Here is a 12,690-nt window from a genome sequence, read left to right on the forward strand (position 1 = left end):
TGACCGCCGGATTATTCAGCGAAACCCAGCCTTTTGCCCAGATTTAGCCCGCGCAAAGCCTCTGCCGTTGGCATTGCCCGCTTGCCGGGACGTTGCAGATATGTGATTTCAACCGCCCCCTCGCCGCAGGCCACGGTAAAGTCGCCCAATAGGTCACCGGGCGCACCGCCACCCATCGCAAGCCGCGACCCAAGCAGTTTGACCCGCTCGCCCGATATGTCACACCAAGCGCCCGGAAAAGGCGAGAGCCCCCGGATCATCCGGTCTATCCGTTTGGCAGACTGGTGCCAGTCGATACGGGCCTCGGCCTTGTCGATCTTGGCCGCGTAGGTGACGCCTTCCTCAGGCTGCGGCGCAGGAGTCAGGTTAGGCAATTGATCCAAAGCGCGAACAATCGCAGCAGCACCCATGGCCGACAACCTGTCATGCAGTTCACCGGTTGTTTCTTCGAGGCCAATGTCGGTTTCTTCGCGCAACAAAACGGGTCCTGTATCCAATCCCGCCTCCATCTGCATGATGCAAACGCCCGTTTTGGCATCCCCCGCCATGATCGCACGGTGAATGGGGGCAGCCCCGCGCCAGCGCGGCAACAAAGATGCGTGGATATTGAGGCACCCCAATCGCGGCGCATCCAGAACCGCTTGGGGCAGGATCAACCCATAGGCAACCACAACGGCAATATCGGCGCCCAGCGCGGCAAAATCATCCTGCGATTGTGCATCTTTCAATGATGCGGGGCAACGCACGGGCAACCCCAGCGCCTCGGCCCGTTTTTGCACCGGGCTGGGCCTGTCTTTCTTGCCACGCCCTGCCGGGCGCGGCGGTTGGCAATAGACGGCCACAATCTCGTGCCCCGCCCCGACCAGCGCATCAAGCACCGGGACAGAAAATTCCGGGGTTCCCATAAAGACGATGCGCACTTGGTTTACCCCTTTGCTTGCGGTGCTACGGGCGCAGTAGGGCAAAACCGCTGGCTTCGCAAATACCGCCCGCGCAGTATCTACCCTGCGCGTAGCTTGCGGGCCTTCTTGATCAGCATATCGCGCTTGACCCGTGTGAGCCTGTCAAAGATCATCTTTCCGGCCAGATGATCGATCTGGTGCTGAACAGACGTCGCCCAAAGCCCGACGAAATCCTTTTCCTCGGTGACGCCCTCGGCATTCAGAAAACTGACCGTCACAGCGCGCGGGCGGCTGAGTTTCGCCCAGACACCGGGCAGATTTGGTGACCCTTCCTCGTGGTCGCGCAGTTGTGTGCTGGCGTGCAAAATGCGGGGGTTTGCCATGCGCACTGCCTGCCCGCGCGTGTCAGATGCATCGACAACGGCCAAGGCCAGCCCAACGCCCAATTGTGGGGCCGCCAGTCCGACACCGGGCATGGTGTCCATGGCGATGATCATCTCGTCCCACAGGGCGCGCACGTCATCGGTGATCTCGGACACGGGCACTGCAGGCGTTTTCAGGGATGGATGCGGCCACATCACATAGGGACGATGGGTCATTGTTCTGTCCCTGTCTGGGTAATCAGTTTGCCGTCCAGATGGTCAAGTTCGTGGCAAATGCAGACCGCTTCAACATCTTCAAAACGCCCAGTCTTTTGCTGGCCATCCAAGTCCTGCCACGTCAGGTCAATCCAATGGGGGCGGGGCACAGCAAACGTGCGATCCGGGATCGAAAGACACCCTTCGGTGCCGACGGCCAAGTCAGCCGACATGTCGGTGATCCGTGGATTGACAAAAGCGCGGGGTGTCTTTGGCCCCTCTTTCCACGTTGTATCAATAACAAAGAGACGGTCGGTCACGCCAATCTGCGGGGCGGCCAACCCACGGCCCGGGGCGGCGTACATCGTTTCAAACATATCCGCGACGAGGCCATCCAGACCGGCATCAAAATGACGCACCGGGGTGCAAACCTGCGCCAAAACCGGATCACCAATATAGCGCAGCGCTAGGACAGCCACGGCTAACCCCTTGCCATTTCGCGCTTCAGCTTTTGCATTTTGCGGGTGATCATCTGGCGCTTGAGCGGCTTGAGGTAATCAATGAACAACTTGCCATCGAGATGGTCGATCTCGTGCTGCAAACAGGTGGCCCACAGCCCGTCAAACTTCTCGCGCTGGGTTTTGCCATCAAGTCGCATCCATTCGATCTCGACCTCTTTGGGCCGTTCCACTTCGGCATATTGGTCAGGGATCGACAGGCACCCTTCCTCGTAGACAGATTTGTCGGGCGACGTCCAAACGACGGTTGGGTTGATCAGAACCAACGGGTTCGGGCTCGCATCCTCGTCCTTTTCACAATCTGCAACGACCAGCCGCGACATGACGGCAACCTGCGGCGCGGCCAGACCAATGCCCGGTGCATTATACATCGTTTCAAGCATATCATCAGCCAACTGGCGCAAGTCATCGCTGACATTTGCCACAGGGTCAGCCATCTTTTTCAGGCGCGGGTCGGGATGGATAAGGATATTTCGTAAAGCCATGCGCGTGATTTAGTCTTTCAATCCGCTCACCGCAAGAAGCAGTGCAAATTCGCCTTGCACCTGACGGCTGCGTGCGTAGCTTGCCGCGTGACCAAACCGGAGAAAGCCCATGTCATTCGATAACGCCCCTGACCGCCGTAACACCCATTGTGAAAAATGGGACGGCATGGAGGCGATTTATGGTGTCAGCCCCGATGAAGGCATTGCCATGTGGGTGGCCGATACTGAGTTTCAGGCGCCCGATTGCATACAAAAGGCCGTCCAGGGCATGGTTGATCATGGGGTCTATGGCTATTTTGGCGATAACAGCGCGTATCTGGATGCGATCGGCTGGTGGATGGACACGCGCCATGGCTGGAAAATCGACCCTGCGTGGATCTTTACCACGCATGGGCTGGTGAACGGCACCGCAATGTGCGTCGATACCTTCACCAAACCCGGCGACGGGATCGTGCTTTTCACACCGGTCTATCACGCGTTTGAGCGGGTCATCAAAGCGGCTGGCCGCGAGGTCGTCTCGTGCGAGCTGGTCAACAACAATGGCCGCTACGAAATGGATTTTGCCGCCTATGACGCACAGATGACAGGCAAAGAAAGCATGCTGATCCTCTGTTCGCCGCATAACCCCGGCGGGCGGGTCTGGTCGCGGGCCGAACTGGAAGATGTAGCTGCCTTCGCGCAGCGCCATGGCCTTATGTTGGTGTCAGATGAGATTCACCATGACCTGACGATGCCCGGTCAGCGCCATACCCCCATGGCTCTTATAGATGGAATTACCGACCGTCTGGTCATGATGACGGCCCCCACAAAGACCTTTAACATCGCGGGCTGCCACACTGGCAACGTGATTATCGAAGACCCTGATCTGCGCGCGCGATTCGCGGGCCGCATGGCCGCGTTGGGAATATCACCCAACAGCTTTGGCTTATTCATGACGACAGCAGCCTACAGCCCCGAAGGTGCGGCCTGGGTTGATGATTTACAGGCCTATCTGGATGGCAACCGCAAGCTGTTCGACGCCGGGGTCAACGCCATCCCCGGACTGGCATCAATGCCCCTTGAGGCGACCTATCTGGCGTGGGTCGATTTTTCGGGGACCGGCATGAGCAGTGACGAATTTACCGCCCGCGTCGAAAATCAGGCGAAGATCGCTGCAAACCGCGGACCAACCTTCGGGAAGGGCGGCGACAGCTTCCTGCGGTTCAACCTTGGCGCGCCACGGGCCCAGATTTCAGAGGCCGTGACACGGCTGCAAAGCGCATTTGGTGACTTGCAGTAGTTCAGGCACGGGGCAGAAACACCCCTACCCTCAATTGCTTACCGCGCGGCTGCAAACAGCCCCTTGCATGACCAGTTAGTCGCTAATTTTCCAGCAACCCGGCTGGCACAAAATCAGGCCGGACAAAATCAGCAGCAGGCTGGGTGACGACCGGGGTCGCCCACTTGAATTCAAAAACGCGCTCATCACCATCATCCGCAGACGACACGACAAGGCACTTATACAAATGCTGGGGACCATCATAAATATCAACATAGCCGCGCAGCCGGTCAGATCCATCAAGATCAAGCGCAAAGCCACTGTCCCAGAACCGACGGATACGGTACGTCTGATCACCATCATGTACAGAAAGACGACCTTTCGCTCGCCGCGCTGACTTTCGCGCCTCTTCCAGACCAAGGCGTACGGCCTCCGGTAAAAAACTAAACATCACAAACCCTTTCCACACTCCACCAATCATGGACTCCAAAAGGTAAATATCAAGTGACAAAATCCGCCGCATCGCGGCATAAACGTTGGAAATACCTTATTAACTTGCGTTAACCTTTGGGCGCAAAACATGCGGACGGGCCGCATCATAGAGCGCGCTATCAGGGAATCCGTGCGAATCGCTGAGGGCTGGGCCAACAAGGATCAAGGCAGTGCGTGTGATCTTGGCCGCGCGCACTTTTTCGCGGACATCGGTCAGAGTGCCTCTGATGATCTGCTGATCCGGCCAGCCGACCCGATAGATGATGGCCACAGGGCAGTCCGCACCATAAAACGGGATTAACTGCCGCTCGATCTCGCGCAAGGCGCGCACGCCCAGATGAATAGCCAATGTCGCACCGGTGCGGGCAAAATTCTCAAGCGTTTCACCCGCAGGCATCGCGGTCGATTTCATCGACATGCGGGTCAGGATGATGGATTGGGCCACCTCCGGGATCGTCAGTTCGGTACCCAAAGCGGCGGCAGCAGCAGCATAGGCGGGCACGCCGGGAATGATCTGGTAATCGATGCCATCCGCCTTCAGGCGCCGTATCTGCTCGGCAATGGCGCCATAAAGTGACGGATCACCCGAATGCACACGGGCCACATTTTGCCCCTGCCTATGGGCCTCCAATATTGCCGCATGGGTTTGATCCAGCGTCATGGGGGCCGTATCCATGATACGGGCACCCGATGGGGCGCAGGCCACAACCTCTGACGGCACAAGCGACCCTGCATATAGGCACACAGGACATTCCCCGATAATCCGCGCTGCCTTGAGTGTCAGCAACTCCGGGTCGCCAGGTCCGGCACCAATAAAGAAAACGGTCATATCATCACCTCCAACGGGATGGCGGGTGGGGCGCATGTCGCATAGCGACACAGCGTCACCCTGCCAGATCCCCATCAATCTTGCGGGCATAGCCGCGCGGCGTGTACATGCGCGGCCCCTCACCCAATGCCGCCAACCGCGAATGGGACGACCCCACCAGAACCACGGTCAGCATATCAACCTCATCCACCTCAAGCGCATCAAGACGGCGATAGCGGATTTCTTCCTCGGGGCGCCCCAATGACGATGCAAGCATCACCGGCGTATCTGCCGGGCGATGCTGTAACAAAATATCACGCGCCTCGGCCAGCAAGGTCCGGCGGCGCTTCGACACCGGATTATAGAAGGCAATGACAAAATCGCCTGCGGCGGCGGCCTTCAGACGCTTGAGAATATCATCTCGCGGGGTCAGCAAATCCGACAATGAAATGGCGCAGAAATCATGGCCCAGCGGGGCACCTGCACGGGCAGCCGCCCCTTGCAACGCACTAACACCGGGCGAACAAATCACCTCAACCCTGCGGGCAGCGTCAGAGACACCCATCTGATCCTGTGCGCGGTCCAGCAATTCAAACACCAGCGCACCCATCGCGTAAATCCCCGCATCGCCAGAGCATACAAGTGCGACATTCTTGCCTTTCCCCGCTTGTTCCAATGCATAGCGGCAGCGGTCCTCTTCTCCGCCCAGCGGAAAGTCCGACCGCTCTTTCCCGACGGCTAGCGGCCCCAACAGATCAATATATAGCCCGTAGCCCACCAGCTCTTCCGCCTCGGACACCAGCCTTGATACTTCCGGCGTCCGCCATGCCGCCTGTCCGGGACCGATGCCGACAACAGACAAGCGCCCGCGCGACCGGCCACCCAACCCACTAATCGGCGCGTCAGTCTGCGCAAGCGCACAGGTCGCATTTCCCGATTTACGTTTTGGCAGACGCAGCGTCCCGGCCGTACCGGCCTGCGCCAGCGCCGCCGCTTCAGACACGCCATGTGTGCCCACTTCGGCAAAGACAACGTCTGACGGATGCATCAGACGGTCAGTCAATGCTTCCAGCTCGGCAGGCTCAAAGACACGCAATGGCACGTCAAATGCAGTGGCCAGTGCGATCACACCTGGCTCATCCGCTTTCAGCGACAGCGTATTGACAGAGTGGATAGCGGCAGGGGCAACACCCGCTTCTGCCAGCCCATTGGCTACCAGATCGGCCAGTTCCTCCACAGGACAATTACGGGCACATCCGACGCCCAGCGCGAACCGCTGCGGCGCAAACTGGATATGACCGGTGCCCAAGTCCGGCACAGGTGCAACAGAACAGGTAATGCGCAAGCCATCCCCCTGTGGCAGGCCCTGCAACCACGTGGCCTCTCCTGCCTCGGGCCCTTCCAACTGTGCGCCCGCACCCGACAGCAAAATCGCCATCGCCTCTTTGGCGTGCTGCGGGTTGACCAATCGCCAGCCCGCAGGCGGCTCATCCAGCGCCACGCCAAGGGCCACATCGCCTGCCGTCGTCACGGCCGCAACGGCACCCAGCGCATGCGATACCTCGCGCGCCAAACGGTTGGCACCGCGATGCCCGCCCAAAAGCGGCACCACGACCGCGCCATCATCAGACACCGAAATAACCGGCGGCTCTGTCACTTTATCGGACAGCAAAGGCGCAACCGCGCGGATTAGAATGCCTGATGCACACACGCCGATAACCGGCACACCCGCTGCAAAAAGATCGCGCATATGATCTAGTGCATTCGCAAAAAATGCATCGGCCCTGTCAACACGTCCCGCACGGCCATGCACCTGCGCACCCAAGGTGGCTGCGACGCGGTGGGCCACAGCCTCGCCCGCGCGTGACAGGGCCAAAACAACCGGTTTCAAAGCCATGGATCGGCCCCCTTGGTCAGAAGTATCATCGAAAAATAAGGCGCTTTGTCGGGGGCATCCGCCAAAGGCAATATAACCTCATCAGGCAATGTCGCGCGCGCGGCATAACGGGCCTTAGCCGTCAGGCCCAAATCAGCGATGACAGCGCGTATCTTGGGCAAATGGCGGCCAACTTTCATGATCACCACGCTCTCTGCCCCTTCAATGCGGGTCCGCAGTTCAGCCTCGGGCAATGGGCCCGGCAGGATCGTCAGACGTTCATTGCGGGCCACCAACGGCATGCCTGCCCGCGCGGCACAGGCTGTCACCGACGTGACACCCGGCACGACCTCAACATGATATCGGTCGCTCAAACGGGCGAACAGATACATGAAAGAGCCGTAGAAAAACGGGTCACCCTCGCACAGGCAAATCACGTCCTCTCCTGCATCCAGCGCCAGCGCAATCGATGCGGCGCCAGTATCATAAGCCGCCTGTGCCGGCGCACGTTCAACAGACATCGGGACATCCATCGCAATCTCTTGCGCATCATCCGCAATCAGGTCAGCCGCAATCGCGCGGGCAAAACTTTGCGCACCCGCCAAGGTCGGGTAAGCCACAACGCGGGCCGCCGCGATCAATCGGGCGGCGCGCAATGTGATCAGATCCGGGGCACCGGGGCCAAGGCCCACACCATACAGCGTCCCCTTGCGGGACGGCGGGTGGGACGATGACGCCAGCCGAGTGTCACCGTCCGTCATCGCTTCACCAAACTCCATTGGGTGACAGGCATCGACGGGCGCCAGCCGGTCATGCTGCCAACAGGTTCTGCGCGATGGACCGACAGCTTCACCAAATCACCGCCATATTCCTTTTGCAGCGCAATCAACACAGCTTCGCTTTCCAGCGTCACGGCATTGGCCACCAAACGGCCCAAAGGACGCAGGGCCGCCCATGCAGCGTCAAAGGTCTGCACACTCAAACCGCCGCCAATGAAAATCGCATCCGGCGGCGCCAATCCGTCCAGCGCCTCAGGCACAGTGCCGTCAATCAACTCCAGCTTTGGGACACCCAGGGCCAGTGCATTGGCCGCGGCCATGGCGCGCCGGTCCGCGCGCGGCTCAATCCCTACTGCACGTGCATAGCGGGCGGCGCGCATCCATTCGATGGCAACCGATCCGCAGCCGCTGCCAATGTCCCACAGTAACGCCCCGCGCATTGGCATCAGCTTGGCAACCGTTGCTGCGCGCACCTCTTGCTTGGTCATCGTGCCGTCAGACTGAAACAAATCATCGGCCAGCCCCGGCACACGTGGCAGCAAGGCCGCATCAGGGGCGGCAACACATTCCACCGCCAGCGTGTTGAAGGCCGGCACGGTATGGTCCCAGCTTTCTGCCACCCCGTCAAAGCGCGCCTCATCCTTGCCACCCATCGCTGCAAGCACGGTCATCCGCGACGCACCAAATCCCCGCGCAGTCAAAAACTGCGCAATTTGTGATGGTGTCTCGGCCCCTGTGGTGAGGATCAACAGACGCACATCCGGCTGGATAAAGGCGATCATCTGCTCGACCGGGCGACCATGCACGGTCAGCGTCTCCACATCAGGCAAGGACCAGCCCATGCGGGCCGCTGCCAGTTGAAAGGCCGACAATTGCGGATGATAGACAATCTCGGCAGGCGGAATTGACCGGCCAATGCGGGCGCCGACCGAATACCAAAGCGGATCACCTGTGGCCAACACGACAACGCGCTGGCCGCGCATCTTCTCGATCGTGGCAATCAGCGCATCAAACGGATGCGGCCAAGCAACGCGCCTGGCAGTCAGATTATCGGCCAGTGAATGGTGACGCTCCCCCCCCACAATGACCTCTGCCGCTTCTACAACGGCACGGCTGGCGGGGGTCAGACCGTCCATGCCATCTTCGCCGATCCCGACAATATGCAGCCAAGGGTCAGCCATCTTCGGGCACCCCCACAGCCAAGGCATTCACAGCCGCAGACGCCATCGCAGACCCCCCGCGTCTGCCGCGCAGGGCCGCAAAGGCACAGCCGCGCGGGTTTGCAGCCAGTTCGGCCTTGCTTTCGGCAGCCCCCACAAACCCCACGGGAAAGCCAAGGATCACCGCAGGGCGGGGCCAGCCTGCGTCAAGCAACTCCAGCAGATGAAACAGGGAAGTCGGCGCATTTCCGATGGCGACGACAGCCCCGTCAATGTGATCGCGCCAAAGCTCAACCGCTGCAGCAGAGCGCGTATTGCCAATGCTGGCAGCCAAGTCCGGCACGGCGGGATCATTCAGGGTGACGATCACATCATTTTCGGCAGGCAAATAGCGCCGGATGATCCCCGCGCCGACCATTTCACAGTCACACAGCACAGGCGCGCCCGCTTCAAGTGCGGCGCGACCGGCGGCTGCAACGTCAGCGGAATAGGCAAGACGGTCAGCCACTTCAACCATACCGCAGGCGTGAATGAGCCGCGTCAGTAGCGGATGCAGATCAGGCGGAAAACGGTCCAGCCGGGCCTCGGCCCGGACTGTCGCAAAGCTTTGCGCATAGATTGCTGCGGGGTTTGTTTCGTAGGGACGCACGGGCGGTCCTTGGCAAAGAAGGGTTTGTGCCGGGGCAACCGGCAGAATGATGAGCGACAAAAAGAGCGTTACGCCTTTTTCGTTTTACGTGCGCTTTCCGGACCGTGCGGATGGTGCGCATGGGGATAGACGGCGTGGTGATGATGGTGGTGGTCATGATCGTGATCGTGGCTATGCCCGTGATCATGGTGGTGGTGATGGTCGTGCTGCGCCTCAAGTCGGCAAAGCCCTGTGCAGAACGTGTCACACAGGGCGCAATCGGCCACGTTTGACCCCGGTGCATTGGCACCCTGCCCTTCAACGTGGTGATGGTGACTTTCCTGCACCGCGCCGACCTCGCTTTCAAAGCCAACAACCTGTGTGCGGTATTTGCAAAGGACACAGGTGGGCGGCGGCACTTCTCCAAAGGCCGGATGGGTGCGGTCTGCTGCGCTGATTGTCCGCGTCGTGCCGTTTTCAAGTGCCAACACCTGACTGCGATAGCCGCACAGGCCACAGTTGGGCGGCGGATTGTCACTGTTCTGTTCCTTGATCCGTTCGGCAAAGGTTTCCAGAACCTTTGGATGATCGCCCAGATAACCCGCCTTGACGAAATCAATATCGGAGTGTTCTGCAGCGACCTGATCGGTAAAGCCGTAAATCCGGTCAATCAGGATGCCCGAAAACAGAAAATAGGGAAAGACAATGACGCGCTTGTAAGGCAGGCGCGCCACATGTTGCAGGCAGGGTTCGACAAGCGGGAACGTCACCCCCGAATAGCCGACCTCGCACCAGCCAAAACCCATGCCTTCCTGGACCATACGGGCGATCTTGGCGACATTGCCATTCGCATCCGGGTCAGAGGCACCACGACCAATCACGACCAGACAGGTTTCGGCCAACGGCAGTTCGCCCAAATCGGCATTCGCTTTGTCCACAGCCTCTTGCACCCGCCCGGCGGCGGCGGCGATCATCTTGGGATCGACGCCCAGCTCACGCCCGTAGGATACGGCAATATCATGCTTGGCGGCATAGGTATTGAGGACCGTGGGGATGTCGTTCTTGGCGTGCATCGCCGCGAAAAGCATACCGGGGACGGCAAGAATACGGTCGCAACCGGCGTCGCGCAAACGGTCCAGACCGTCACGGATGACCGGATTGGCAAATTCCAGATAGCCATAATCCGTGACCCAATCGTCAGGTAGATAGGCGGGCAACTTTTCGGCCAGCGTGGCAAATTCATCCACGGCTGACTGGCTGCGCGACCCATGCCCACAGATCATGACACCGGTTTTCATGCGGCTTCCTCTTCCATCTCTTCTTCGGCCTCAGCGTCAGATTCGGCCTTCTTGCCCTTCAGGGCGCCCCAGATCGCGGCAAGGCCAGCCAGTCCGATGGCCGCGCCGGCAACCCAATGGTCATGACCCGCAACATCAGCCCAGTGGCCGGGGTGTGCCGCCGCCGCAGTGGCCGCAAAGATCATGATCATGGACAGTCCAAATCGCATGTCGCATTCCTCTGTTTTCGCGTGACCAGAGGACCGGTAAACCGGTGTTCGGACGACGTGGTGCTTTGGCCCCCGTTCTGGGTCGACCGCGACACCTCCAACCGCTCTGGCCCACGTCGGGCTTCGTCATTCGTCGGTATAGCCACACAGTACAGGCGGGGCAAACCCATAAACGACAATCCGGGCAACGGTCCCGTCAGGGTGCTATTGTGCATATGCGCACCGTTCCTGCGCCCTGAGCGGTCTTTGTTCATCAAGGCTCATCGCCTATCTGACGGCAAACGAACTTTGAAAGGAACACAGAAATGGGCCAACTTGTAGACGGCATCTGGCACGATGTTTGGTACGACACCAAGAAATCCGGCGGGGCCTTTGTCCGGTCGACCGCGAAATTCCGCAACTGGATCACGGCAGATGGCTCTGCCGGGCCATCAGGAGATGCCGGGTTCAAGGCAGAAAGCGGACGCTATCATCTTTACGTGTCCTATGCCTGTCCGTGGGCCCACCGCACGTTGATCTTTCGTTCCCTCAAAGGGCTGACCGAGCACATCAGCGTTTCTGTCGTGCACCCGGACATGTTGTCAGACGGATGGACATTCGAGACAGACGATCATGGTGCCACGGGCGACACCCTGTTTGGCCTGCCGTTTGCGCGCGACATCTATCTGCGGGCCGACCCCAAGATTTCAGGGCGCGTTACCGTGCCTATTCTGTGGGACAAACAGCAGAACACCATCGTGTCGAATGAAAGCTCCGAGATTATTCGCATGTTCAACAGCGCATTTGACGAGATAACCGGCAACACCGACGACTACTGGCCACAAGACCTGCGCGCCGAGATCGAGCCAATCAATGCACGGATCTATGACACGTTGAACAACGGGGTCTACAAAAGCGGCTTTGCGACCACCCAAGAGGCCTATGACGCGGCTGTAGGCCCCCTGTTTGACACGCTTGACTGGCTTGAAGACCATCTGGGGAAGAATCGCTATCTGATGGGTGACAGGATCACCGAAGCAGACTGGCGGCTTTGGACAACATTGGTGCGGTTCGACATGGTCTACCACCTGCATTTCAAATGTAATCGCAAGCGGATCATGGATTATCCCAATATCATGGGATTTGCGCGCGAATTATATCAGTGGGACGGCGTGGAAGAAACAGTGAACATGGACCATATCGTCCGGCATTATCACTACAGTCACGATACGATTAACCCCAACCGGATCATTCCGACCAATCCGATAATCAACTGGCACGCTCCACACCAGCGTGGCTAGGGCACCCATAATGATGGACAATCGCGGCCAGGTCAGCTGGCGGGGTCGCGGTTTCAATCAGGGCGCGGGCATTCGCGCTGTGTGAAAAGATCGACCCATCAGAAAAGAACGTCGTATCGGTGACAAAGACCACGTTGGCGCGCGGCTGTCGGAACTGAACAAAATCGGCGACAGTCAGTGGGCTGCCCTCTTTCAACACAAGATCAATGACGACCACGTCGAAGGAGTCGCTTTGGACCAGAGCCAGCGCGTGCTGTCCCGTTTCGACATGAACGACCCGGGCGTTCAAACGCTCTAGGTGTCGCTTCCATATCTTGCCGAGTTCGGCGTTGCTCTGTACAATCAGGACGTGCATTTTTACTCCAGCAGCCTATGATTTCTTCACATAAGAACGGGATTCACTCAAAAAATAAATCCCA

General features: G+C 59.2%; 15 protein-coding genes. 2 read left to right on the forward strand and 13 right to left on the reverse strand.

Annotated features, from left to right (window positions below; genetic code table 11):
- Positions 1–11: 11 nt before the first annotated feature.
- From fmt to def (C8N45_RS12440), 4 genes are all read right to left on the reverse strand, one after another.
- A complete protein-coding gene (gene fmt / locus C8N45_RS12425; protein ID WP_108386759.1) occupies positions 12–920 on the reverse strand; it encodes a methionyl-tRNA formyltransferase in 909 nt (302 codons plus the stop codon).
- 80 nt (positions 921–1,000) lie between these two features.
- The gene (gene def, locus C8N45_RS12430) at positions 1,001–1,501 is read right to left on the reverse strand and encodes a peptide deformylase (RefSeq protein ID WP_108386587.1); all 501 of its coding nucleotides are present in this window, start codon (positions 1,499–1,501) and stop codon (positions 1,001–1,003) included.
- Positions 1,498–1,959 carry a peptide deformylase gene (def, locus tag C8N45_RS12435; protein ID WP_108386588.1) on the reverse strand — a complete coding sequence of 154 codons (462 nt, stop codon included), beginning with the start codon at positions 1,957–1,959 and terminating at the stop codon, positions 1,498–1,500. The genes def (C8N45_RS12430) and def (C8N45_RS12435) overlap by 4 nt, the downstream gene beginning before the upstream one ends.
- A gap of 2 nt (positions 1,960–1,961) precedes the next feature.
- Entirely contained in the window at positions 1,962–2,483 is a 522-nt protein-coding gene (gene def, locus C8N45_RS12440) for a peptide deformylase (RefSeq protein ID WP_108386589.1), read from the reverse strand.
- Between the two features lie 109 nt (positions 2,484–2,592).
- On the opposite strand from def (C8N45_RS12440), the gene C8N45_RS12445 reads away from it, so the two are divergent.
- Positions 2,593–3,762 carry a MalY/PatB family protein gene (locus C8N45_RS12445; RefSeq protein WP_108386590.1) on the forward strand — a complete coding sequence of 390 codons (1,170 nt, stop codon included), beginning with the start codon at positions 2,593–2,595 and terminating at the stop codon, positions 3,760–3,762.
- 82 nt (positions 3,763–3,844) lie between these two features.
- On the opposite strand, the gene C8N45_RS12450 is transcribed toward C8N45_RS12445, so the two are convergent.
- The 8 genes from C8N45_RS12450 to C8N45_RS12485 form a co-directional block, all read right to left on the reverse strand.
- Positions 3,845–4,192, reverse strand: coding sequence for a hypothetical protein (locus C8N45_RS12450; RefSeq protein WP_108386760.1), 348 nt, complete (start codon positions 4,190–4,192; stop codon positions 3,845–3,847).
- A gap of 99 nt (positions 4,193–4,291) precedes the next feature.
- Positions 4,292–5,062: a precorrin-4 C(11)-methyltransferase gene (cobM, locus tag C8N45_RS12455; protein WP_108386761.1), complete on the reverse strand. Its 771-nt coding sequence runs from the start codon at positions 5,060–5,062 to the stop codon at positions 4,292–4,294.
- Positions 5,063–5,117: 55 nt separating this feature from the next.
- Complete coding sequence (cobJ, locus tag C8N45_RS12460) at positions 5,118–6,938, reverse strand: precorrin-3B C(17)-methyltransferase (RefSeq protein WP_108386591.1); 1,821 nt, start codon at positions 6,936–6,938, stop codon at positions 5,118–5,120.
- Positions 6,929–7,678 (reverse strand): precorrin-2 C(20)-methyltransferase, encoded by a 750-nt coding sequence (gene cobI / locus C8N45_RS12465; RefSeq protein ID WP_108386762.1) that lies wholly within the window; start codon positions 7,676–7,678, stop codon positions 6,929–6,931. The genes cobJ and cobI overlap by 10 nt, the downstream gene beginning before the upstream one ends.
- Positions 7,675–8,877, reverse strand: coding sequence for a precorrin-6y C5,15-methyltransferase (decarboxylating) subunit CbiE (cbiE, locus tag C8N45_RS12470; protein ID WP_108386592.1), 1,203 nt, complete (start codon positions 8,875–8,877; stop codon positions 7,675–7,677). Before cbiE ends, cobI begins: the two co-directional genes overlap by 4 nt.
- The gene (locus tag C8N45_RS12475) at positions 8,870–9,505 is read right to left on the reverse strand and encodes a precorrin-8X methylmutase (RefSeq protein ID WP_108386593.1); all 636 of its coding nucleotides are present in this window, start codon (positions 9,503–9,505) and stop codon (positions 8,870–8,872) included. The genes cbiE and C8N45_RS12475 overlap by 8 nt, the downstream gene beginning before the upstream one ends.
- A 68-nt stretch (positions 9,506–9,573) precedes the next feature.
- Positions 9,574–10,782, reverse strand: coding sequence for a sirohydrochlorin chelatase (locus C8N45_RS12480; RefSeq protein ID WP_108386594.1), 1,209 nt, complete (start codon positions 10,780–10,782; stop codon positions 9,574–9,576).
- The gene (locus C8N45_RS12485; protein ID WP_108386595.1) at positions 10,779–10,991 is read right to left on the reverse strand and encodes a DUF6732 family protein; all 213 of its coding nucleotides are present in this window, start codon (positions 10,989–10,991) and stop codon (positions 10,779–10,781) included. Before C8N45_RS12485 ends, C8N45_RS12480 begins: the two co-directional genes overlap by 4 nt.
- A gap of 305 nt (positions 10,992–11,296) precedes the next feature.
- Between C8N45_RS12485 and C8N45_RS12490 the strand changes: the two genes are divergently transcribed.
- Positions 11,297–12,271, forward strand: a complete 975-nt coding sequence (locus C8N45_RS12490) for a glutathione S-transferase family protein (protein WP_108386596.1) — start codon at positions 11,297–11,299, stop codon at positions 12,269–12,271.
- On the opposite strand, the gene C8N45_RS12495 is transcribed toward C8N45_RS12490, so the two are convergent.
- A complete protein-coding gene (locus tag C8N45_RS12495) occupies positions 12,240–12,626 on the reverse strand; it encodes a response regulator (protein ID WP_108386597.1) in 387 nt (128 codons plus the stop codon). The two genes, C8N45_RS12490 and C8N45_RS12495, sit on opposite strands and share 32 nt — an antisense overlap.
- Between the last annotated feature and the right edge of the window lie 64 nt (positions 12,627–12,690).

Source organism: Yoonia sediminilitoris, from assembly GCF_003058085.1.
Taxonomy (GTDB): domain Bacteria; phylum Pseudomonadota; class Alphaproteobacteria; order Rhodobacterales; family Rhodobacteraceae; genus Yoonia; species Yoonia sediminilitoris.

Excerpts from the sequence above, each read along its gene's own strand:
- cobM (WP_108386761.1), bottom strand. The coding sequence starts at position 5,062 with ATGACCGTTTTCTTTATTGGTGCCGGACCTGGCGACCCGGAGTTGCTG.
- C8N45_RS12480 (WP_108386594.1), bottom strand. The coding sequence starts at position 10,782 with ATGAAAACCGGTGTCATGATCTGTGGGCATGGGTCGCGCAGCCAGTCA.
- def (WP_108386587.1), bottom strand. The coding sequence starts at position 1,501 with ATGACCCATCGTCCCTATGTGATGTGGCCGCATCCATCCCTGAAAACG.
- C8N45_RS12490 (WP_108386596.1), top strand. The coding sequence starts at position 11,297 with ATGGGCCAACTTGTAGACGGCATCTGGCACGATGTTTGGTACGACACC.
- C8N45_RS12495 (WP_108386597.1), bottom strand. The coding sequence starts at position 12,626 with ATGCACGTCCTGATTGTACAGAGCAACGCCGAACTCGGCAAGATATGG.
- cbiE (WP_108386592.1), bottom strand. The coding sequence starts at position 8,877 with ATGGCTGACCCTTGGCTGCATATTGTCGGGATCGGCGAAGATGGCATG.
- C8N45_RS12450 (WP_108386760.1), bottom strand. The coding sequence starts at position 4,192 with ATGTTTAGTTTTTTACCGGAGGCCGTACGCCTTGGTCTGGAAGAGGCG.
- cobJ (WP_108386591.1), bottom strand. The coding sequence starts at position 6,938 with ATGGCTTTGAAACCGGTTGTTTTGGCCCTGTCACGCGCGGGCGAGGCT.
- cobI (WP_108386762.1), bottom strand. The coding sequence starts at position 7,678 with ATGACGGACGGTGACACTCGGCTGGCGTCATCGTCCCACCCGCCGTCC.
- C8N45_RS12445 (WP_108386590.1), top strand. The coding sequence starts at position 2,593 with ATGTCATTCGATAACGCCCCTGACCGCCGTAACACCCATTGTGAAAAA.
- def (WP_108386589.1), bottom strand. The coding sequence starts at position 2,483 with ATGGCTTTACGAAATATCCTTATCCATCCCGACCCGCGCCTGAAAAAG.
- C8N45_RS12485 (WP_108386595.1), bottom strand. The coding sequence starts at position 10,991 with ATGCGATTTGGACTGTCCATGATCATGATCTTTGCGGCCACTGCGGCG.